General features: G+C 49.5%; 22 protein-coding genes, 1 tRNA gene and 1 pseudogene. 12 read left to right on the top strand and 12 right to left on the bottom strand.

Translation table 11 applies throughout. The features are described 5' to 3' along the window. Positions 1-182: 182 nt before the first annotated feature. Positions 183-620, top strand: a complete 438-nt coding sequence (gene arfB, locus SYNC_RS13970; RefSeq protein WP_011620734.1) for an alternative ribosome rescue aminoacyl-tRNA hydrolase ArfB — start codon at positions 183-185, stop codon at positions 618-620. Between the two features lie 387 nt (positions 621-1,007). Further along, the gene (locus SYNC_RS13965) at positions 1,008-1,259 is read left to right on the top strand and encodes a hypothetical protein (RefSeq protein ID WP_071813698.1); all 252 of its coding nucleotides are present in this window, start codon (positions 1,008-1,010) and stop codon (positions 1,257-1,259) included. 646 nt (positions 1,260-1,905) lie between these two features. On the opposite strand, the gene SYNC_RS14465 is transcribed toward SYNC_RS13965, so the two are convergent. The 3 genes from SYNC_RS14465 to SYNC_RS13015 all read right to left on the bottom strand — a co-directional run bounded on the left by SYNC_RS14465 (position 1,906) and on the right by SYNC_RS13015 (position 4,030). After that, on the bottom strand, positions 1,906-2,121 hold the full coding sequence (locus SYNC_RS14465) for a hypothetical protein (protein ID WP_148201922.1): 216 nt from the start codon (positions 2,119-2,121) through the stop codon (positions 1,906-1,908). Between the two features lie 450 nt (positions 2,122-2,571). Beyond that, positions 2,572-3,414, bottom strand: a complete 843-nt coding sequence (gene mazG, locus SYNC_RS13020) for a nucleoside triphosphate pyrophosphohydrolase (RefSeq protein WP_011620733.1) — start codon at positions 3,412-3,414, stop codon at positions 2,572-2,574. Between the two features lie 103 nt (positions 3,415-3,517). Then, positions 3,518-4,030 carry a metal-binding protein gene (locus tag SYNC_RS13015; RefSeq protein WP_011620732.1) on the bottom strand — a complete coding sequence of 171 codons (513 nt, stop codon included), beginning with the start codon at positions 4,028-4,030 and terminating at the stop codon, positions 3,518-3,520. Between the two features lie 58 nt (positions 4,031-4,088). Between SYNC_RS13015 and SYNC_RS13010 the strand changes: the two genes are divergently transcribed. The 4 genes from SYNC_RS13010 (at position 4,089) to SYNC_RS13000 (ending at position 5,252) form a co-directional block, all read left to right on the top strand. Next, a tRNA-Val gene (locus SYNC_RS13010) sits at positions 4,089-4,160 on the top strand. A 217-nt stretch (positions 4,161-4,377) separates the two neighbouring features. Then, positions 4,378-4,536 (top strand): hypothetical protein, encoded by a 159-nt coding sequence (locus tag SYNC_RS14875; protein ID WP_167897248.1) that lies wholly within the window; start codon positions 4,378-4,380, stop codon positions 4,534-4,536. An 11-nt stretch (positions 4,537-4,547) separates the two neighbouring features. After that, positions 4,548-4,748 (top strand): hypothetical protein, encoded by a 201-nt coding sequence (locus tag SYNC_RS13005; protein ID WP_011620730.1) that lies wholly within the window; start codon positions 4,548-4,550, stop codon positions 4,746-4,748. Positions 4,749-4,958: 210 nt separating this feature from the next. After that, the gene (locus tag SYNC_RS13000) at positions 4,959-5,252 is read left to right on the top strand and encodes a 2Fe-2S iron-sulfur cluster-binding protein (protein WP_041427149.1); all 294 of its coding nucleotides are present in this window, start codon (positions 4,959-4,961) and stop codon (positions 5,250-5,252) included. Positions 5,253-5,656: 404 nt separating this feature from the next. On the opposite strand, the gene SYNC_RS12990 is transcribed toward SYNC_RS13000, so the two are convergent. From SYNC_RS12990 to SYNC_RS14870, 3 genes are all read right to left on the bottom strand, one after another. Continuing rightward, the gene (locus SYNC_RS12990) at positions 5,657-5,890 is read right to left on the bottom strand and encodes a chlorophyll a/b-binding protein (protein WP_041426799.1); all 234 of its coding nucleotides are present in this window, start codon (positions 5,888-5,890) and stop codon (positions 5,657-5,659) included. Positions 5,891-6,056: 166 nt separating this feature from the next. Then, positions 6,057-6,245 carry a hypothetical protein gene (locus SYNC_RS12985; RefSeq protein ID WP_011620726.1) on the bottom strand — a complete coding sequence of 63 codons (189 nt, stop codon included), beginning with the start codon at positions 6,243-6,245 and terminating at the stop codon, positions 6,057-6,059. 659 nt (positions 6,246-6,904) lie between these two features. Further along, positions 6,905-7,075, bottom strand: coding sequence for a hypothetical protein (locus SYNC_RS14870; protein WP_011620723.1), 171 nt, complete (start codon positions 7,073-7,075; stop codon positions 6,905-6,907). A gap of 437 nt (positions 7,076-7,512) precedes the next feature. Here SYNC_RS14870 and SYNC_RS14865 point away from each other — a divergent pair, with 437 nt between their 5' ends. Then, positions 7,513-7,719, top strand: coding sequence for a hypothetical protein (locus tag SYNC_RS14865; protein WP_167897247.1), 207 nt, complete (start codon positions 7,513-7,515; stop codon positions 7,717-7,719). 335 nt (positions 7,720-8,054) lie between these two features. Next, positions 8,055-8,258 carry a hypothetical protein gene (locus tag SYNC_RS12975; RefSeq protein ID WP_011620720.1) on the top strand — a complete coding sequence of 68 codons (204 nt, stop codon included), beginning with the start codon at positions 8,055-8,057 and terminating at the stop codon, positions 8,256-8,258. An 18-nt stretch (positions 8,259-8,276) separates the two neighbouring features. On the opposite strand, the gene SYNC_RS12970 is transcribed toward SYNC_RS12975, so the two are convergent. Genes SYNC_RS12970 through SYNC_RS12960 form a run of 3 tightly spaced genes read right to left on the bottom strand, consistent with a single transcriptional unit; the run spans position 8,277 to position 9,898 of the window. Continuing rightward, positions 8,277-8,675 carry a Fur family transcriptional regulator gene (locus tag SYNC_RS12970; protein WP_011620719.1) on the bottom strand — a complete coding sequence of 133 codons (399 nt, stop codon included), beginning with the start codon at positions 8,673-8,675 and terminating at the stop codon, positions 8,277-8,279. Between the two features lie 5 nt (positions 8,676-8,680). Continuing rightward, on the bottom strand, positions 8,681-9,601 hold the full coding sequence (locus SYNC_RS12965) for an oxidoreductase (RefSeq protein ID WP_011620718.1): 921 nt from the start codon (positions 9,599-9,601) through the stop codon (positions 8,681-8,683). Positions 9,602-9,640: 39 nt separating this feature from the next. After that, entirely contained in the window at positions 9,641-9,898 is a 258-nt protein-coding gene (locus SYNC_RS12960) for a hypothetical protein (protein WP_011620717.1), read from the bottom strand. A gap of 62 nt (positions 9,899-9,960) precedes the next feature. On the opposite strand from SYNC_RS12960, the gene SYNC_RS12955 reads away from it, so the two are divergent. Next, a complete protein-coding gene (locus SYNC_RS12955) occupies positions 9,961-10,428 on the top strand; it encodes a hypothetical protein (protein ID WP_041426797.1) in 468 nt (155 codons plus the stop codon). 5 nt (positions 10,429-10,433) lie between these two features. After that, positions 10,434-11,084 carry a 2OG-Fe(II) oxygenase gene (locus SYNC_RS12950; protein ID WP_011620715.1) on the top strand — a complete coding sequence of 217 codons (651 nt, stop codon included), beginning with the start codon at positions 10,434-10,436 and terminating at the stop codon, positions 11,082-11,084. A gap of 169 nt (positions 11,085-11,253) precedes the next feature. Here SYNC_RS12950 and SYNC_RS12945 read toward each other — a convergent pair whose 3' ends face one another. Beyond that, positions 11,254-11,535, bottom strand: coding sequence for a hypothetical protein (locus SYNC_RS12945; RefSeq protein ID WP_237699234.1), 282 nt, complete (start codon positions 11,533-11,535; stop codon positions 11,254-11,256). 91 nt (positions 11,536-11,626) lie between these two features. Here SYNC_RS12945 and SYNC_RS12940 point away from each other — a divergent pair, with 91 nt between their 5' ends. After that, on the top strand, positions 11,627-14,371 hold the full coding sequence (locus tag SYNC_RS12940) for a valine--tRNA ligase (RefSeq protein ID WP_011620713.1): 2,745 nt from the start codon (positions 11,627-11,629) through the stop codon (positions 14,369-14,371). 10 nt (positions 14,372-14,381) lie between these two features. Here the strand turns inward: SYNC_RS12940 and SYNC_RS12935 are convergent, their stop codons facing one another. After that, on the bottom strand, positions 14,382-15,455 hold the full coding sequence (locus SYNC_RS12935; RefSeq protein ID WP_041426796.1) for a mechanosensitive ion channel family protein: 1,074 nt from the start codon (positions 15,453-15,455) through the stop codon (positions 14,382-14,384). 111 nt (positions 15,456-15,566) lie between these two features. Here SYNC_RS12935 and SYNC_RS15100 point away from each other — a divergent pair. Next, positions 15,567-16,211 (top strand): annotated as a pseudogene (locus SYNC_RS15100) (class I tRNA ligase family protein); the annotation flags it as partial. A gap of 44 nt (positions 16,212-16,255) precedes the next feature. Here SYNC_RS15100 and SYNC_RS12920 read toward each other — a convergent pair. Then, the gene (locus SYNC_RS12920) at positions 16,256-18,628 is read right to left on the bottom strand and encodes a bifunctional diguanylate cyclase/phosphodiesterase (RefSeq protein ID WP_148201920.1); all 2,373 of its coding nucleotides are present in this window, start codon (positions 18,626-18,628) and stop codon (positions 16,256-16,258) included.

Below are 18,628 nucleotides of genomic sequence, written 5' to 3'. Positions count from 1 at the left end.
ATCAGATTCCTCGAGTTATGAACCCTTTCCTTCAAACACTATTTTTGCTGCTTAAGTTTGTCAGCAAGGTGAGTTTCCTTTTGCTTATGGCGCTCAAGAATTTTGTTTTTGTTGCCCTTGAAGTATTCGTTGCTCTTGTTCCCTCGTCCAAAACGCCGACAACGAAAGAAATAATGAAATGAATGCTGGATTCTGATTTAGTAATAAATTCTCGCCTCACTCTTAAGCGATCTGAATTGTCTTGGAAGTTTTCTCGTTCTTCTGGTGCTGGTGGGCAGAACGTTAATAAGGTTGAGACTGCTGTTGAGTTGTCGTGGAACCTTGAGGATTCAGAGTCTTTAGGACCATTCCGTAAGCAGCGACTGCTTGATTTCTATAGAACAAGGATTCTTGATGGTTGCTTACGAATATCTGCCTCTGAAGAACGTTCACAGTATCAAAATCGTCAGATTGCTCTCAAGCGTTTGGGCGATTTAATTAGAGAAGGAATTAAGTCACCACCACCTAAAAGGAAAGAAACTCGTCCAACACGATCCTCTCAACGAAAAAGGGTTGATAGTAAGAAGAAACGTGGTGAGTTAAAAAAAGGTAGACAGTCCAGAAAGTCTTATGATGATTGAAAATGGGAACGAAATGAGTTGGTCGTAGGCATGTATAAGCTTAGGCAAAGTATAAATTTCATATTTAGATGTTTTTTATGTATTCTTCAGGATCAATGGTGTCGTGAATGTGATGGTCGTATTCATGCTGCAGTAAAAACCTCGTTCGTGTCGGGTTGGTGAATCGATAGTGCCATTAAGTTGCTGCTAGTCAGTCTGAGCTGGTGAAGAACTCAGCGCCAGAGTCTGGCGCTCTTATGATCTGCCCGCCGTTTGAGCTGTGACCCAATCAGTGCACTTACTTCCATCGTAATGACTCAGTAACAATTGCAAACATATTGACGCCTTTTGGGCCTAGCCTCACCATCAGATATGCAGTAATTTTTTAGCGCAGTTAAACAAATACGGATGAAAAGGCTCGCCTGGGTTCTCGTTAGCATCAGTTTTGTTGTTGGTTCTTCAGCTCATGCCCAAAAAGAAATACCGAAAGCTGAGGGTTATGATCAGTGTCCTCTCGGATATATTAATACACTCGGTACAAAATGTGTTTCACCTATTTATTACGAAGTTGCACCCACCTACGGCGAAGCTTGTGAATCAGGTTGGATGAACATTGGAGCTGGTTATTGCAAGAAAAAAACTATCCTTGGAATTTTTTAAAGCCTTTAGTGCTGATTATTATGATGTAAGCCGCGGATCTGATCCTGTCCAAGTGGAGTGTACTCATTGAGAAACTTATCTAAATGGTTAGGCTCAATTGAACGTAGGTACTCATCAACAGCCTTTTGCACTTGTACCTGAAGCGGCTCACTGTCATCTTTCATGCTTCTCATCAATGTTGATAGGGTGTGCTTGTCGAAGCTCAATAAGCACATTCTTGCTCATGACTCTTGTCATCGATGTATGCATGCCTGACTTGTGCTTGCCTTACATCAAGCATTCGCGATGTCTTGCGTAGAGTTTTTACTCCATACTTGCTGAGGAAAGTGTGTTCCTCCTTTTCTAGCTGTTGATCGGATTTGTATTGAAAGCAATAGTGAAGTTGATTTCAGTGCTTTCAACTTGACAGTTCTCATTGGTTTTGGTCACCTTGACGGATTAAGTCCAATCTTTTCAACGGATTCTCTATGGCTTTTGTCTAGACGCTTTTTCTACCGCTTCTCCATTTTAAAAGAGTAAAGCTTCACCATCATGTGTAGTCCTGCTCTACCCGCTTTTCCTCTAATCTCCTCTGTATAAATGTCGGGTCAATCTTTTCCCCTGAATAAGTGCAGACACCTAAAATCTTGCCAATGAGAGAGGAAGGTCAGAAAGTAACAAATCCAGAAGAAACTATATTTTCAAGAGTTGAATTTAACGTCTCCATGACTTGCTGGGGAACCTGCTCTGTCGTTGATCCAATAATTGGCGCTTCAGATCCTAAAAACTCAAGAACTACAACGCAACCAACTAAGGCAAAAGGAAGTGAAACGAACTTCATCAGTTGATTCTCCTTTCTTTTGCGGAAGAGGTAGCGTTCCATTTTTAGCTTCCAAGTTCGCCGAAATTTAACTACCCAACTCAAAGGTTGCAAGAGTGGGTGATGAGCACCAATCAAAGTTGTCTTAGTGTATGTATCGTAAACTACCTTTTGCAATTGCAAGCCGCTTGCTGAAGAGCCATTTAGAGTCAGCAATGAAAAAGAAGTCTCTCCTGCTTCCTGCTCTTATTCTGATCGACTCTAGTTGTTCGGCTGAGGATAATGCTAGTAGGACGTGCGCATTAACAAGAACGTATTAGCTCATTAATGTCATCCATGTTTCCATGAAATACACCAAAATTTTTCTGAAGAGGTGTCTATAGCTGAACACTTTTTCTTGATATTCAGAATGCACTGAGTAACAGATGCATCTGGAACTACTACTGGCTTAAAGGAAAGAATGGCTTGAAGCCACCACCTGCCGCGACGGTTTGCGGCCAATGGGCGTTGCCGTCAAATTAAAAATTCGTCAACAGCATCCGTCATTGAACGATTGGCAGCTTGTTCGGCACGGATTGCCAGCTTTGCTTGCTGCCAAACCGCTTCTAGTTCCTGGATGCTGCGTTCTTGGAGTTGTCCCCCCAGAGCGGCTTCCACGCGAGAGAAGCGATCGAGAAAGCGCTGGTTGGTGCCCGCGAGGCCTTCTTCCGGCTGAATGTCACACCAGCGAGCCACATTCACAAGAGTGAACAGCAGGTCGCCGAGCTCTTCCTGAGCATGTTTTGGATCACCGGACGAGACGGCCTCCTTGAGTTCATCAAGCTCCTCGTGCACCTTGTCCCAAACCCCCTTCATGTCATCCCACTCAAAACCTGCTTTGGCTGCTTTGCGCGAGATGGTCATGGCACCAGCGAGCGCTGGTTGTCCGCGAACTTTTCTGGTGATTTGATCACTCAGTGGGCTGCTTGATTCGGGGAGACTTTCGCCTCGCTCGGCTTGTTCTGCGGCTTTAATGGCGTCCCAATTCGCGGAGACGGTCTTGCAGTCATGGGCCTCTGCATCGCCAAAGACATGAGGGTGGCGGCGAATCAATTTGTCAGTGATTCCACGAGCAATCGCATCGAGATCGAAGCGTTGTTGTTCCTGAGCGAGTTGTGCGTGCAGTACGACTTGTAGGAGCAGATCGCCTAGCTCCTCTTTGAGATGCCGATCATCGCCATGCCGGATCGCATCGACGACTTCGTGAGCCTCCTCCAGGACGTAGGGCACCAAGGTCTGATGGGTTTGTTTGAGGTCCCAAGGACAACCGTGGTCGGGGTCGCGCAGTTGCGCGACCACCTCGACCAGATCGTGCATGGCGTCTCTCATGGGGGCAGATCGAGGAATGTCTAAGTCTCGTTGCCAGCACAACTTCACTCGCCACCCTTGAGTTCCTTTGAGAGAGGCTGCACATTTGTGGTCAACGACGGCGTCTTCGCTTGCGAGGTGGCTGACGCTTGATGGGCAGTTTTGGCATGGGGTCACCGTCCTGAATCAGATGGAGCCAAGCGCTCGCTTCAAGGCCAATGAGTGCAATTAGTACGGAGTTGGATGAGTCGTTCCATGTCTGTTGCAGCCAGCTCCGCCATTGCTCTGGGGTTGGGGTGCCCCAACGGCTGCCCAGCCAGCTGATCGTTGCGAAGGAACAGCAGAGATAGGCGATCCGAATGGCTGTTCCTATAACTGGGCTGTGAGACAGCACCGAGCGGTGAGGGATCAGGCGTAGGTAAGGCCACCAAATCCAGCGCAGCACACCCCAACGTTGATAGGGCCTGGAATTGATATCGAGATCAGGGGAAAGGAAGAGTCCGCCGAACAAAAAAGCCAGTGCACTGCAGAAGGCTGCACTGAGTCCTAGCCATGGCCACCAGATGACCCCGTAGATCAAAGCCAGAACACAGGTGGCTCGATCGTGCTCCCGGCCGGAAGCCATGCTGGTTAAAGCACAGTGTTGCCGTAGCCTGCCACCTTCAGGCAGAATCACTGTCTAAGGGCGATTAGCTCAGCGGTAGAGCGCCTGCCTTACAAGCAGGATGTCCCTGGTTCGAAACCTGGATCGCCCATCTCAAACTTCTCAGAAAGCTCAGCACTGCGCAGGGATGTGGTTCCTTTGCACTGGGGCGGTGCGGCCTGGTTAGCGCTAAACCCTTTTGCCCTCGCTGCAGAAGCCGAATGAAGAACGTCAGCGCTCATCGCTGAGTGCCGGATTCGATTTGAGTAGAAATGACTACCAACTGAATCTTGATAGTTCTTTACATTCGTTTGAACAACTGCTTCGCCATGAGTTTGCCACTCCACTTTCAATTCGAGAAGCTTCGGCTTCAGGGGGCTATCCAGCAGGCCAGTGATATGGATGAGCTCAAGGAAGTCGCTGGACAGCTTCTAGACCTTTACTTCATGCAAAAGGCCGCTACGACACGCGTCATTTCTGAAAAATAACGAGTTATCCAATGTCACAAAATCATTCTGATGAAATCGTTGCCACTGTCCACTTGAGTCGAGAGGCGTTGCGATTGGCTTATAAGACCACATGTGATGCGCTTCGTAATTGGCCTGGTGGTGACCCACTCGAACAACAGTTTCTAGGTGAAAGCAAAGATCAGCTCTTTCGTTGTTTGCTTGAGCAGTCGTTTGAGCTAGAAGCCGGCTGATTCACTATCTGATGATTGATGTGATCGATGTTGCCGATTAAGAAAGCTGTCTGAAGCCCTGCTTCTCATGGCGTTGATTCTTGGGTTTATACAATCTTAGGTGTTTCGATGTGACCAATGATTCATGAATATGTTCATGTGTGGGGTTGTTGATTTTTTGCATTCATTTGGCTGGAATGGCTAGAACAATATTCAATTGCAATGTTTCAAGTGGCTGATTTTAAAGTGACGATCCTAAGTAAAGGAGAAGAAACAGTGATTAATTGTCCCGATGATCAATATATCCTTGATGCGGCGGAAGAGCATGGAATTGATATGCCATATTCTTGTCGTGCAGGCGCCTGCTCGACTTGTGCCGCAAAGGTAACGGCTGGTTCAATCGATCAAAGTGATCAGAGTTTCTTGGATGATGACCAGATTGCCGCAGGTTTTGCTCTATTGTGTGTTTCATATCCCGTCAGTGACTGTTCGGTGATTGCAAATGCAGAAGATGATCTCTATTAAGTTGCTCCCGTCGCTCCAAAGGATGTTCTAACGGATAGGATTAATTTTTTACTTGCAGTCGGAATACTCTTGGCAAGATTATTTGCCATGTTATTGGATGAATCAGCGCCGCTAAACTGATTCATCCATTCTTTCTAAGTTTTCAGTGGCTCATACGTAGCTTTGGACCTTTGGACTTGTTGATCACCTCAGGGATCTGTGCCACAACAGAGTCCAGAAAATGATCCATGAAGTGGATGGTCAGGGTGTTGACGTCCTTCAGCGTAATAGAGCTTCTCCATGAGGAGATTTGGGGCCTTCATCCCAATGCTTGCTTGGGCTGGAGTTGTCATCAGGGTGATGGCAGCAATTACAGAGAAAAGTTTCATATTTGTCATCCAATGGATTGATCCGAACCGGCTTTGTCAAAGTCCGATGGTGCGCAGTAGGCCTTCCCCAGTGATCATTTCTGTGGCAATGGCAGCAACGAATCCAAGCATCGCTAATCGTCCATTGAGCTTTTCTGCACGTGAATGGAAGCCCCAGCCAGCATCTGCAGTTGCATATTCCATGCGTGGCTCTTTGGCATAAATATTGCCGTGACCCTCGCCATCTCTGGTGACGAGGCCTGTTGGTGCGCGGAGTGTTGTTGAGGTCATGAATGTCTCCGATTGGGACCTGATCGGTCTAGATCTGCTTCCCTGAACTCGGAAGGGGGGCAGCCGCACCAGAAGGTTCGGTTTCAGGATCTGCCTGTGTGGTCATAGCGTGAGTATTGACGACGTATTTTGCTTTCGTTCGTCTGGCCGTGACCCTGTATTTAGGTCAGGCTTCACTTTCACCATGCTGAAGCGTTGCCAGGGTGACTGCGCTTACAACATTGGCGTCAGTGAGAACCCTCACTTCAACGCCACCGTTGAGATCATTTTCTAGCTCCACAACAAGCCCTGGAACCTCTTCTCCACTCGCCAGCCTGTAAGGGAGTAGGTGCGTACGTACTAAGGGATGGTTCAAATTGAAGGCTCCTCGAGAGCCGGTGAGTGATATGTGCTGATGAGGTTGTTGAAGCCGAATGCTCCACTTCCTTCTCAACTCGTTATGAGGGGAAACAGAGAGTTCAAAACGAAGCCTCTCTGTTTACCGAGCCAACTCAAGGAACCGACCTCCTTGAGTAATCACCACTGTCAGTCCGGTGAAGGGTTGAAAAATAAACAATGATCTGATGCTTGGTGCTCAGGACGCTGTGCTGGTTGTGGTCAATGCCACCGATGCGTGTGATAAGTGATCAAGAGTGTGCCAAGGTTGAAACTTTATTGACTATTTTTAGTCAGCCAAACTTTTTCAGGAGTTTATGGTGTTCAACTCTTATGAGAATTGATTTGGATGATTTAGTCGAAAGTTTGAAGGATGGACGTGATGCTCTGCGGCCTTCGATTGAGTTCGTTGTTGAACTCCATCGCTAAATTTTGTGCCTCCATCGCATTTGATGCATAGACATTGTCTTCGTGTATGTCTCCAAGTGAATCTCGGTATCGGATTGCATAGCGTTTGAAGGCCTGATGGGTGGACATAAAACTATTGCCGGACTGCTTTTAATAGGTGAATGCAGGGTGTCCAACCTCCGGCGAAGGTGGAAGGACACGTTGTCGGACTGAAATCGTGTTAAGTAGCGATCAACCAGGAATCGCTGAGATGCTGTAAGGCGCCTCAGGAAAACTGGTTGGCATTGGGTCAAGCTTGCCTTGAGCTAATGCTTTGGCACGTTGATACATTTGACTTGATGTTGCACCTGATGCCTCCATGGCTTTGGCGACCACATCCCAGTTACGAATTTCAGTTGACATTCAGTTAAAAATTAGAACCCTCAAATAATCGCTAGTGAGCCGATCTGTCCGTGACAGTGAAATCCCCCCATCGGCCGAACACGCGTTTGCTCTAAACGATTGATATGTGTTTGCTTCCAAGTCTGGCTGTCTTGATCAGGCACCCATTGGTCTGCCTGGCTCGCTTTGATGGGGAGTCCTACTCCTTGGCGGCTTGGTCTGATTTGTTTTGTCCTTTGACCTGCTCGCTAGAGATAAGGAAAGATTGCAAAGATCAGCTGACATCAAGCCCGTCAAGAGTCATGGTTGAAATTTGCGGGTGAAATTGATGCTGGAAGTGAAGCATGTGGCAATGGCATGCTGTGCCGCGTTGCAATCTCTCTCTTTTGCAGGTTTGCCTGTGAGTGCAGCACAAAATTGTGGCCCTAATCGGCACTGGGTTCAGACAGGTGAAGGTTATGGCGCTGGATATTGCAAGCCCAAGCACAGGAGGGATCATCAAGTTTGTGCAATCGGCTATCACTACGAAGGTGGTGGCGTTTGTAGACGCAATGGAGACTGGTGGCAAGGGCGTAGGCCAATTAACTGGGGGCCTCGTTATGAGCCTCAAAGGCCAGAAGGCGGCGTTACGTTTCAGGGCCCGAATGGTGGGAACATTCGAGTGAGATGGTGAGATTTTCTCAATCCTAAACTTGTTGATTCAGTAACTTCAATTGCCCCGCCTTGAGCGGGGCTTTTTATTGCTTTAACCTAGAAATCTCCAATCAGTTTTCTTAGGGATTTGGACGAGCATGCAGTTTAAATCTCTATGTGCCAGTCTTTCGGCTTCAATCAATCCTTCAGGTTCTGTTGTGTTAGAGCGTGCTCTTCCGCCCTGCCCCTCGATTCTGTTAGTGAGCTGCAATCGTCTTCCCGTGTGAGCAACGAAACGATTTTTAGTTAATCGCGCCTTGAGGCAGCAGTATTGGGAATAATTAAGCGGTAACTATTAGCGCCCTCCATGTTGAACGCACGCGATCTGATCAATGCTCATCTATATCCAGTGTTGGCGACATTTTCAGTCATTTATTTTGCGATTCAAATTGCTCCGATCGCAAACCAGGCTCGATATTTCGATCATTGCGTGGATGAAGTCATTAAGGAAGCGAAAGGTAGTTTTGCCGAGAAACGAGCCTTTGCCGCCAACCTCTGCAGTGGAAGCTGATCCGTGCTTTCAGGCTGCCTAAGGGTGATTTTGTTGGCACTCAGAGCAAATGCCGAAGAATTCCAAAGTGTGGAACAACATCTTGAAGCCAGACGTCTCTTCGGTTGAGATTGAAAGTCCGTGAATCGGGCAGTGATCCAATGCTTTGGTTCTTCCACAGTCCACACATGTGAGGTGATGGAGGTCTTGCTCAATTGGGGCGTAAAGGGCCTCTCCTGTAGGCAGATGCCGGCAGCGCACAAGACCCTGCTGCTGCAGTTGTCTGAGGTTCCGGTACACCGTTGCGAGTCCCATGGCGTTGGATCCGTTCTCTAAGAGTCGATGGATCTGTTGCCCACTCATCTCGTCACCGCTGTCACGCAAGGCGTCGAGAAGGCGTTGCTGTCGATTTCGGCTCGCTGTCGGCTGGGTCGTCATGGTGATCAGACCTCGCTTTTATTGCATTGGATCATGTCATCGCTAGTCGTCCAAAGACGTTCGCGTTGCTCGGCGTCTCTGGCGGGACGGGCTACGGGCTGACGTGTTGGCATTCCGCGCATGGATGCAAAGCCACCGGGCCCAAAGTGTTCTCCACCCTTAGCGCTGCTTGCTGTTGCTGCATGGAGTTGGGGGAGAGCGCCCATTGCTGCGCTTTGAAATAAGGGATCCATGAGTCGGTAGGCCAAAGACTCTTGCCAGGCTCCCCTAGAGGCGACGGAGACCTTTTGAAGGTTGGTGCGGGCCAAGCCTGGATGGGCCGCGAGTGATATCACAGTGCTGTTTTGTTTGTGGAGTCGATGATTGAGCTCGAGTGCAAACATCACGTTGGCCAATTTGCTTTGGCTGTAGGCCTTCCATCGGTCATAACGCCGCTCACCTTGCAGGTCTGACCACTGCATTTTGCCAAAATATTGCGCTCCTGACGTCACAGTGACCACTCGAGGATCTTGTCGGCCTTCCATCAGTGGAAGAAGCCTTTGGGTGAGTGCCATGTGCCCTAGATGGTTCACGGCAAACTGCATTTCGAAGCCTTGCACGCTCAACCGTCTTGGTGGTGCCATCAGGCCAGCGTTGTTCATCAACAGGTCCAGGCGTCCATAACGCTCTTGGACAGCCTTTGCGCAGCGTTCAACACTGTTGAGATCGGATAAATCAAGATCCAGCAGGTCAACGCCCGTTGTGCCGAGTTCCAGCAAGTCACGTCGTGCCGCTTCGCTTTTTTTTTGGTTGCGGCAAGCCATGAGTACGGTTGCGCCTTTTTGTAAAAGCGCACGACTGGTTTCCAAACCGAGGCCGCTGTTGGCCCCAGTTACGAGGGCCAAGCGTCCAGTTTGGTCTGGGATGTCCTTCAGGGTCCAGCCCATGGAGCAGGCGTCAGAGAAGATCCAGTCTCGCTGTTGGAATCAGTCTTCGGGGAAGAGTAATTCCGCTAATTCGTCGGCGTCGACGTCGTAGACACGGGCAAGAGACGTCTCAATCGCACTGGTGACTTCGCCCGGAAGGAATCTCATGGCATTGAGTGCGTCTTCGGCGATCTCGTCTGTCAGGAGTAGGTCATCGCCTTCGAGCTTCTCGTCGTTGATGACGGCCATCACCCAGCTCTGATAGGCGTACACCAGATCCGAGAACTCAAGTTCGGGATCGTTGAGATCCAGGGGCATGGCCAGAGTCGATCATTAGCACCACCATTTTGACCTCCGGCAGGGAAGATGTCTCGAAGAAGATGTTTGATATGAGCCTTCCGGATCCTGACCAGCTGCAAGGAACTCTTGTGGACTTTGCGCTTTTGGAGCTGATTCGACAGCACCGTCTCAGTTTTCAACCGCTTTGGACGGTTGATGGCTGGGCCAAATTGATGATTTGGCTTGCCTTGAATTGCGGCCTTTCAGGGGACACCGAAAGCCTTGAGCATTTCGCGACGTCCCTGGGGGAGACGATCACGATGCGGATGCGCCGCACATTTTTTGAACGAGAGTTAGGCGATCTTGAGCTCCATGTCTTGGCAGATCCAGCTGATGCTGAAGTGCTGTTGCTCTCTCAAGCCCCGCAAGATCCCTTAGTGCTGGCACCGGAGCGACTAACCCGTGCTTTAAAGCGAGTTGATTTGCTCGAGCATGTGACTGCTGATCAAAGTCAGTGGCAAGCTCTCGATGGCATCGTCGCGATCCCTTGGAAACGTGCTGAATCCTGATAACCATGGACCTGATCGCCCGGTATCGCAACGCTGGTTTTGAAGCGGTTGCTGATGGTGCCATGGCCTTTTTTGATCGCCGCACTGATCTGCGGCGGGCCGGGGTGGCCTTCGGGCCAGGCGGTGCTGAAGAACCGGCCAAGCTGTCGACGGACATCAGCTTGGTTGCGATTGATCGCAGTGATCCAGACGCGTTTGGATTGTCTGAGGTGATCTTGCGCGGCGTAGCCGCTGGACTCGAACGCTATGTGCAAGAAAGACCGCTGTTCCGTTCGGTCTGCCCCGATCAAGAGTTATTTGTGATGCCGATCTTTAACCTTCAGCGGTATGCCCCTGGCGAAGGTTTTAAGCAGTGGCATTGTGATTGGACGATTAGTGATGAAGCAACTGAGCCCGTACATCGTGTGCTGGCTTGGATTCTTTATTGCGACACGGTGGAAGAGGCAGGCACGGAATTTCATTGGCAGAACCATCACGAACCCGCCGAACGCGGCAAGTTAATTATTTTTCCAGCGGGCCCGTCTCACATTCATCGCGGCAGGGTGAATCCGGATTTAAGTAAGACGATTGCCACGGGATGGATCAATGCTGGCTCACGTCAGGGTTATCTGCAGCGCCTGGCACAGGGAGAAGACATTGCTCCTCCCTCTGTGTAGGGGAACGGGCTGCTTTCAGAACGTTTTGGTTGCGTCATTGTTTAACTTTAATTGTGATTATTTTGATTGTCGTTGAGACTTGAAAAGAGATTTATTTTGTTATTCAAAGTGTGGATTGCTCAGGTTTATGGAAGGGCTGTTGTTTTACTGAGAAGTGATGAATGTTTTTTCAGGGTTTCCAGTTTTTCATCGTCCATAGCAATTCGCCTGCATCCCAGCCGCAGAGATCGAAATTGTGGATTGCGGTTGCATCGGAAGCATCGAGCAGGCGTTGGGCGTAGTGCTTCACCAGCTCAGCAGGGTCGAGATGTACTCCTGCCTGTGCTGCTACCTCACTAATGGCAGCCGCTGTGGTGGCCATCCTCAAGCCCCTCTTGAGATCATCGTTCTGGGCCACAGCTGCAAGCATCTGCTGGATTGCAGCGCTGAGATCGTTGGAAGTTGAGCCCATGGATCGTTGGAATTGATGCTCCCTGATCATCGCTGTCAAGCCGACTGAAAACGTCTTTTGCGACCATGAATGGCGTGTATGGGCTCTACCCGTGTCGGATCTGGCCAAGACCTATGACTCGGTTGGTACGGAAGCCAGATGGCAGAAGGCCTGGGAGGACGAGGGGGCCTTTCATCCCGATCCTGCGGCTGAGGGCGAACCTTTTGCTGTGGTGATCCCGCCGCCCAATGTCACCGGCAGCTTGCACATGGGGCATGCCTTTAATACGGCTCTGATCGATACGATCGTGCGCTACCAACGTTTGGCTGGCAAAAACGTGCTTTGCCTGCCTGGTACTGATCACGCGTCGATTGCAGTGCAAACCATTCTTGAGAAGCAGCTCAAGGAGGAGGGCAAGACGCGCCATGACCTTGGCCGCGAGGCCTTTTTGGAGCGGGCCTGGCAGTGGAAAGCAGAAAGTGGAGGTCGCATTGTCGATCAGTTACGTCGGTTGGGGTATTCCGTCGACTGGCAGCGCCAACGATTCACGTTGGATGAGGGATTGAGCGAGGCAGTGAAAGAGGCCTTCGTTCGTCTGCATGAGCAGGGCCTCATCTATCGCGGTGAATATCTGGTGAATTGGTGTCCTGCTTCGGGCTCCGCGGTGAGTGACCTCGAGGTGGAGATGAAGGAGGTGGATGGCCATCTCTGGCATTTCCGCTATCCCCTCAGCAGTGGTGAGGGCCATCTCGAGGTGGCCACCACGCGGCCAGAAACCATGCTCGGTGATACAGCAGTGGCGGTGAACCCCAGCGATGAGCGCTATGCCCATCTAGTGGGTCAGACCCTTGACCTCCCTTTTACGGGCCGTCAGATCCCGATCGTTGCCGACGATCACGTGGAGAAGGCGTTCGGCACTGGCTGCGTCAAGGTCACACCAGCTCATGACCCCAATGACTTCGCCATTGGGCAGCGTCACGGTCTGGCTCAGATCACGGTGATGCGCAAGAACGGCACGATGAATGCCGAGGCCGGGCGCTTCGAAGGCTTGGATCGCTTTGAGGCGCGTAAGGCTGTGGTGGCAGCCCTTGATGAAGACGGCTTGTTGGTCAAGGTGGAGGACTACCGGCACAGCGTTCCCCACTCCGATCGGGGCAAGGTGCCGGTAGAGCCCCTGCTCTCCACCCAGTGGTTTATCAAGACTGAGCCTCTCGCTGCTCGCTGTCGAGAAGCACTGGCTCAACAGGATCCCCGCTTTATTCCCGAGCGCTGGGAAAAGGTCTACCGCGATTGGCTTACAGATATTCGCGACTGGTGCATCAGTCGACAGCTGTGGTGGGGCCATCGCATCCCCGCCTGGTTTGTCATTAGTGAAACCGGCGGCAAATACACCGACACCACGCCTTATGTGGTGGCTAGGGACGAGGCTGAAGCGCTGGCGAAAGCCCAAGAGCAGTTTGGAGCTGAGGCCCGCATTGAGCAGGATGAAGACGTGCTCGACACCTGGTTTTCGAGTGGGCTTTGGCCGTTTTCAACCCTGGGTTGGCCCGATGCGAATGCCGCTGACCTTCAGCGTTGGTACCCCACTAGCACCTTGATTACAGGCTTTGACATCATCTTTTTCTGGGTCGCCAGGATGACAATGATGGCCGGTGCTTTCACCGGTGAGATGCCTTTTCAGGACGTCTATATCCATGGGCTGGTGCGGGATGAGCAGAACCGCAAGATGAGCAAAAGCGCCGGTAACGGGATCGATCCCCTGTTGTTGATTGAGCGCTATGGCACCGATGCTCTGCGTTTTGCTCTGGTGCGCGAGGTGGCCGGTGCTGGCCAGGACATTCGCCTTGATTACGACCGTAAAAAGGACACATCTGCCACGGTTGAGGCCTCTCGAAACTTCGCGAACAAGCTTTGGAATGCCACCCGCTTCGCCCTGATGAATCTGGGTGGGGCCACACCAGCAGAGCTGGGGGAGCCAGAGGTTTCCGCGTTACGGCTCGCCGACCGTTGGATTTTGTCGCGCTTGGCGCGCGTGAATCAGGAAACGGCAGGGCGATACAGCAGTTATGCCCTTGGTGAAGCCGCTAAGGGGCTGTATGAATTCGCTTGGAATGATGTTTGTGACTGGTACTTGGAACTGAGCAAGCGTCGTTTAAATCCAGGAGAGGAACCCAGCGCTGCTGCCTTGGCGGATCAGCACACGGCCAAGCAAGTGCTGGCGAAGGTGATCAGCCAAATGCATTTGATGTTGCATCCATTGATGCCCCATCTCACCGAAGAGCTGTGGCACAGCGTGACTGCTGAGCCCGAAATCACGTTCTTAGCCCTTCAGCCTTGGCCCTCCATAGACGAGGGTGCTTTGGATGATGGTTTGGAAGCGTCTTTCTCCGAGCTGATTGCTGCGATTCGAGTGGTCCGAAATTTGCGAGCCGTTGCGGGTTTGAAGCCGTCCCAATCGGTCCCCGTTCGTTTCGTGACGAGCCGCCCTGATTTGATGGCAGTGTTGGAGCAAGGTACGGCTGATATCACTGCGCTCACTCGAGCTGAATCTGTTGAGTTAATGACGCAGGCGCAGGCCGAGGCGGCTCCTGTTGCGAAAGCACTCGCTGGTGTAAGCGGTGAGTTGCAGGTGTTGCTGCCCATCGAAGGCTTGGTTGACCTTGAAGCGCTTCAGGGCCGTCTTGAAAAAGACATCACCAAAGCGGAGAAGGAGATCAAGGGATTGGCGGGACGCCTCAGTAATCCGAACTTTGCGGATAAGGCACCAGCGGATGTGGTCGCTGAATGCAAGGTCAAGCTTGCTGAAGCAGAGGCTCAGGCGGACCTTGCGCGCAGACGGCTGGCGGATTTGGGATGAATAGTGGCTATCAGGCCGAGGGGAATAGCTGCTCTGGTTTTAAATTGGGTGCTGGATAGAGGGTGGTGCAATCGAAAGCAAAGTCGGCATTGTTGGCCTTTACAATTTTTGCAATCTCCAGAAATATTTCCTGCTGAATGTCTAAGTAGTCTTGCCAGTTTGTGGTTTTAGTGAAGCAATAAACCTGAAGATTGAGTGATGAACTCTCCCATGCATTAAAATGCACCAGGATGATTTGATCATTGTCAATCGCGTTGTGGTTTTTCAGGAGTTCTCGCACTTGCTTCGTAATAGCATCCATGGCGGGGATGTCTTCGTAGCGCAAGCCAATATTTGCCAGGATCCGGCGGTTATACATTTGCCCGGGATTGACGATGCTGTTCGTTGCAAATACTGCATTGGGGATATACATTGGTCGCCGCTCAAATGTGCGTAGCCGTGTGTGATACCAGCCGATATTTTCAACGGTTCCTTCCATTCCGTCCGTACTGATCCAGTCCCCCTCCTTAAAGGGACGGTTAAAGAACAGCATGAAGCCGGAGAAGAAGTTTTGGGAGATGTTTTGCGTCCCGAAGGCCAGTCCAACTCCCGCGCCTCCTCCTAGAGCCGCGAGTGCTGTGGCGGGAACCCCGAAGGTGAGCATCAAGGCGCTAGCGCCAATCAACAGAATCAAGATCGTATAGATGCGGCCGATAAAGCTGATGGCCATTGCTCGATCTTTGGGGTCGTCCATCTGGAGCCATCGCTCAAAACGTCTGGTCTCCATGACGGCGTGGCCCAATCGGCTCACCGCCCACGTGACGGCGAGGATCGTGATTGTGGCGGAGAGCTTTAAAGCATTGCTGCCATCCAGCCACTCCACATTGTTGGCGATTTGGCGTCCGAGCCAGCCCAAGTAAAGAGAGGTGCTGAGCCCTAGGAGCAATGGCTGACGGATTGCTTTAGCGATGATCCCGCCAATATTTTGTCCTTTCCGCTCCATGAGCCCAAGGACAAGCCAGAGCGCTACCAGAACGGCAGTACCAATCAATACCCCGGAGTTGGAGTGGATCCAATCCACGTCTTGAATGATCCTTTCTTTCATTGCGTCATCGTGGTGATCTGCTTCGTGCAGTCTGCCGTCTCCTTCGTCTTTGATCAGGCCGAATGCAGAGGTCTATCAATTTTCATTGGGCTGATTTGTCATAGCGTTGGCTTCATCCACGGGTTGGTTCGGGACGGGCAGAATCGCAAGATGAGCAAGAGCGCTGGTTTGGTATTGATCCGCTGCTTTTGATTGAGCTATGGCACCGACGGCCTTCGCTGCGCTCTAGTGCGGGAGGGTGCTGGCAACAGTGATCAGTCCAATGCCTCTGATGCTGTATCCCCTGATGACGCACCTCCCAGAGGAGTTTTGGCACAGCGTTACCGCGGAGAGCGAAACCATTTTCTTGGTACTTCAATCTTGGTCAGTTGTGGACGAGGTTGCTTTGGATGATGAATTGGAAGCGTCCTTTGCGAGCCGTTGCGGGTTTAAAACTATCCCAATCGTTACCCGTGCGATTCGTGACTGACCACCCAGCTCTGGTGGGACTTTTTGGGCAAGGTACGTCTGATATCACGTCTTTGAATCGAGCGGAATCCGTCTAGTTGACGACACCAGCGGACGCCGAGGCTGCCCCTGTTGCTGCCCATCGAAGGCCTGGTTGATCTGGAAGCACTTCAGGCCCGCCTAGAGAAAAACATCGCCAAGCCCAAGAAGGAGATCAAGGGCTTCCCCGGCCTATGGGCCAATCCCAACCTTGCAGAGGAGCAGGCGCGGGCAGAGTTAGCAACTAAAAGGCTGTGCGATCTGAACTGAGTTGTTATCAATGGTTGACCAACTCTCGATGGAATGCTCCTTGATTAACTGACATGGTTGTAACTGCCATCTTTGTTAAACAAAAATCCTTGGGCATATTCACAGCCAAGGGATTCAAGGATGGTTTTTTGTCCGATAGTTTCTACCCCTTCTCCTATGAGTTCCATGTCAAACGCTTTGGCCATGCTGATAATAGATTTGACGAGCTTGATCTCTGATTCTTGATGGATATTTTGGATGTAGGATCTATCTATTTTTAAATAGGTAAATGGCAGCTTTCTGAGGAGTTCGATTGAAGCATAGCCAGTGCCGAAATCATCTAGAGAGAAGCGAATTCCCTCCTTTTGCAATGAAGTAATATGATTTAGCGCGCAATTAGTGTCTTCTAGGACGGCGGTTTCTGTTATTTCTATGCAGATTCTTTTGGGATTAATGTCTCTATGGCGAAGCTGGCTCAAGAATTTTGAGGGGAATTTGTTTTCTAAAAACTGGATAGGACTTATGTTTATCGATATGTAAGCATTTTTGTTGCGATGTATTTTGCTTAATTCATCTTTGATTCCGTCGAGTATTGACTCTGTAATGGAATTAATAATGCCTGCTTCTTCTGCGCATGATATTAAGTATTGAATGCTTTTTTTAAGGCGTGGGCAGCGAAAAAGGGCTTCATATCCAGCGATCCGTTGTTGTCCTTTGTTATTTAAAGAGTAATTGGTGTCTAGTCTTACGATTGGCTGTAAGCAAAGCCCACTTTCGCCTGCGTCAATGAATGTTCTGAGTCTTTCTGCGGTAGTCGCTTTTGAAATAAGAGCTGATGCCATTCCCGCTTGATATATATAGAAACAATTGCGCCCTATTTCTTTGGCTTTGTATAGGGCTATGTCAGCTTTGTCTAATAATGTTGCTGTAGACTTAGATCCAGCATTGGCGATGCAAATTCCAATGCTGCAGGTATTGTAAACAGTACAATTTTTGAGGCTAAAGGCATTTGATAATTTGGCTAGGAGCTTTCCCGCTATTGATGTGGTCAGGGTTTCTATCTCGCTGTTGCTTTTGTACGGAAGTCTAAAAATGATGACGAATTCATCCCCTCCAAGACGAGCTACAAAGTCATTGGCTCGTAAGCAAGATTTGATTCGGTTGGCAACCTGGATTAGAAATTGATCACCTGCCGCATGCCCATGAGAGTCATTTAAGAATTTAAAATTATCAATATCAATAGCAAATATTGCCAAGCGATATTCATTTCTATTGAGGCCATTTACAGCATTTTTGAGTTCTTCCTCAAAGGAGAATCGATTTCGAAGGCCTGTTAGAGTGTCATAAAAAGCGAGATGATTGATTCTCTGTTGTTGTTCCTTTGCGCGTGTAATATTATTCGCAACAAGAGCTATCACTGAAGGCTGGTTGTTGACATTTTTTGTGACTACCGCTTCAACCTTCAGGGTTTGAATTTTTGTTGAACCGATTGGTTTAATGCGTACCTCGATTCCAGATACTTTGGGTAAGTGAGCTCTACCAGTTTTTTGTCTGATGTTATCCAGGAAAAAATGAAATTTTTTATAATCTTGTTTGATGATAAAATATTTCCAGTTTTCGCTTAGTGAATGATCGGCTCTTTGCGCAATTCTGTGATATTTGTATATGCCTAATAGTCGTCTCATCTTAAGTGATGGCAAGCATTGATTTGTTTGTAGATTCCATTCAATCCAGCCGTCATTGGTTCCTTCAAAAGCAGCATATGTTCGACCTTGGGCTTCCTGAAGCTGCTTAATTAACCCTGACACTCGTGCAGTCTTTTCTTGCTCTATCTCTAGTTGACGGAGGCTCGACCAGCTAAGTAATCCAAAAGCCGGTAGAAAGGCAACTCCAAATGCACCAAAGAGAATAATCTCAATTGTGCGAATTAGTGCCAAGTCATTCTCGTCATTGACTGCATGTCCTCTTACAAATCCAAGAGGTAGATTGTTGTTTTCGATTCTTCTTTCTGCGTAAAAATTTCCATTATAAATTGATTTGTTATTTGGCTCTTGTCTGCTAGCTTGACATTTTTTTGGGGGTTTTCCATATTTAATGGATGCAGTAGCACCCGGCTGCTCACGACTTGCAATTGACAATATTTTCCCGTTGTTACCCGAAACCAACAGGCATGTCACATGAAGGTCTTCATCAAGAATTCGCAGGAGAAGTGTATCAATATTATTGTAGTTTTCAAGTAGGATATTTTCGCTAAGTTGTAATGCAATTCTGCTGATTGATTGCTTGAAATTAAGATTTCTTTGTTCTTCTAGATTTCGAAGAATCCATCGGTCTGCTCCGAATAGAGCAATAAGGCCGCAGGATGCCATCAGTGTCAGTGGAACAGCGTTGTGGCGGAAGACAAATACTGCTTTTTTAACATTAAATATTTTTTTCAA

It is taken from the genome of Synechococcus sp. CC9311, from assembly GCF_000014585.1.
In the GTDB taxonomy this organism is placed as follows: Bacteria; Cyanobacteriota; Cyanobacteriia; order PCC-6307; family Cyanobiaceae; genus Synechococcus_C.
Note: the sequence above shows the minus strand (reverse complement) of the source record. Positions and strands in the feature narration are given on the sequence as shown.

Coding starts and splice junctions, on each gene's coding strand:
- SYNC_RS14465 (WP_148201922.1), bottom strand. CDS start 2,121: ATGGAACGCTACCTCTTCCGCAAAAGAAAGGAGAATCAACTGATGAAG.
- SYNC_RS12935 (WP_041426796.1), bottom strand. CDS start 15,455: ATGAAAGAAAGGATCATTCAAGACGTGGATTGGATCCACTCCAACTCC.
- SYNC_RS12990 (WP_041426799.1), bottom strand. CDS start 5,890: ATGACCTCAACAACACTCCGCGCACCAACAGGCCTCGTCACCAGAGAT.
- SYNC_RS12970 (WP_011620719.1), bottom strand. CDS start 8,675: ATGACGACCCAGCCGACAGCGAGCCGAAATCGACAGCAACGCCTTCTC.
- SYNC_RS13005 (WP_011620730.1), top strand. CDS start 4,548: ATGTCACAAAATCATTCTGATGAAATCGTTGCCACTGTCCACTTGAGT.
- SYNC_RS13015 (WP_011620732.1), bottom strand. CDS start 4,030: ATGGCTTCCGGCCGGGAGCACGATCGAGCCACCTGTGTTCTGGCTTTG.
- SYNC_RS14870 (WP_011620723.1), bottom strand. CDS start 7,075: ATGTCAACTGAAATTCGTAACTGGGATGTGGTCGCCAAAGCCATGGAG.
- SYNC_RS12960 (WP_011620717.1), bottom strand. CDS start 9,898: ATGCCCCTGGATCTCAACGATCCCGAACTTGAGTTCTCGGATCTGGTG.
- SYNC_RS14875 (WP_167897248.1), top strand. CDS start 4,378: ATGAGTTTGCCACTCCACTTTCAATTCGAGAAGCTTCGGCTTCAGGGG.
- arfB (WP_011620734.1), top strand. CDS start 183: ATGCTGGATTCTGATTTAGTAATAAATTCTCGCCTCACTCTTAAGCGA.
- SYNC_RS12975 (WP_011620720.1), top strand. CDS start 8,055: ATGTTGAACGCACGCGATCTGATCAATGCTCATCTATATCCAGTGTTG.
- SYNC_RS12955 (WP_041426797.1), top strand. CDS start 9,961: ATGTTTGATATGAGCCTTCCGGATCCTGACCAGCTGCAAGGAACTCTT.
- SYNC_RS12950 (WP_011620715.1), top strand. CDS start 10,434: ATGGACCTGATCGCCCGGTATCGCAACGCTGGTTTTGAAGCGGTTGCT.
- SYNC_RS14865 (WP_167897247.1), top strand. CDS start 7,513: ATGGCGCTGGATATTGCAAGCCCAAGCACAGGAGGGATCATCAAGTTT.
- SYNC_RS12965 (WP_011620718.1), bottom strand. CDS start 9,601: ATGGGCTGGACCCTGAAGGACATCCCAGACCAAACTGGACGCTTGGCC.
- mazG (WP_011620733.1), bottom strand. CDS start 3,414: ATGCACGATCTGGTCGAGGTGGTCGCGCAACTGCGCGACCCCGACCAC.
- SYNC_RS12945 (WP_237699234.1), bottom strand. CDS start 11,535: ATGGGCTCAACTTCCAACGATCTCAGCGCTGCAATCCAGCAGATGCTT.
- SYNC_RS13965 (WP_071813698.1), top strand. CDS start 1,008: ATGAAAAGGCTCGCCTGGGTTCTCGTTAGCATCAGTTTTGTTGTTGGT.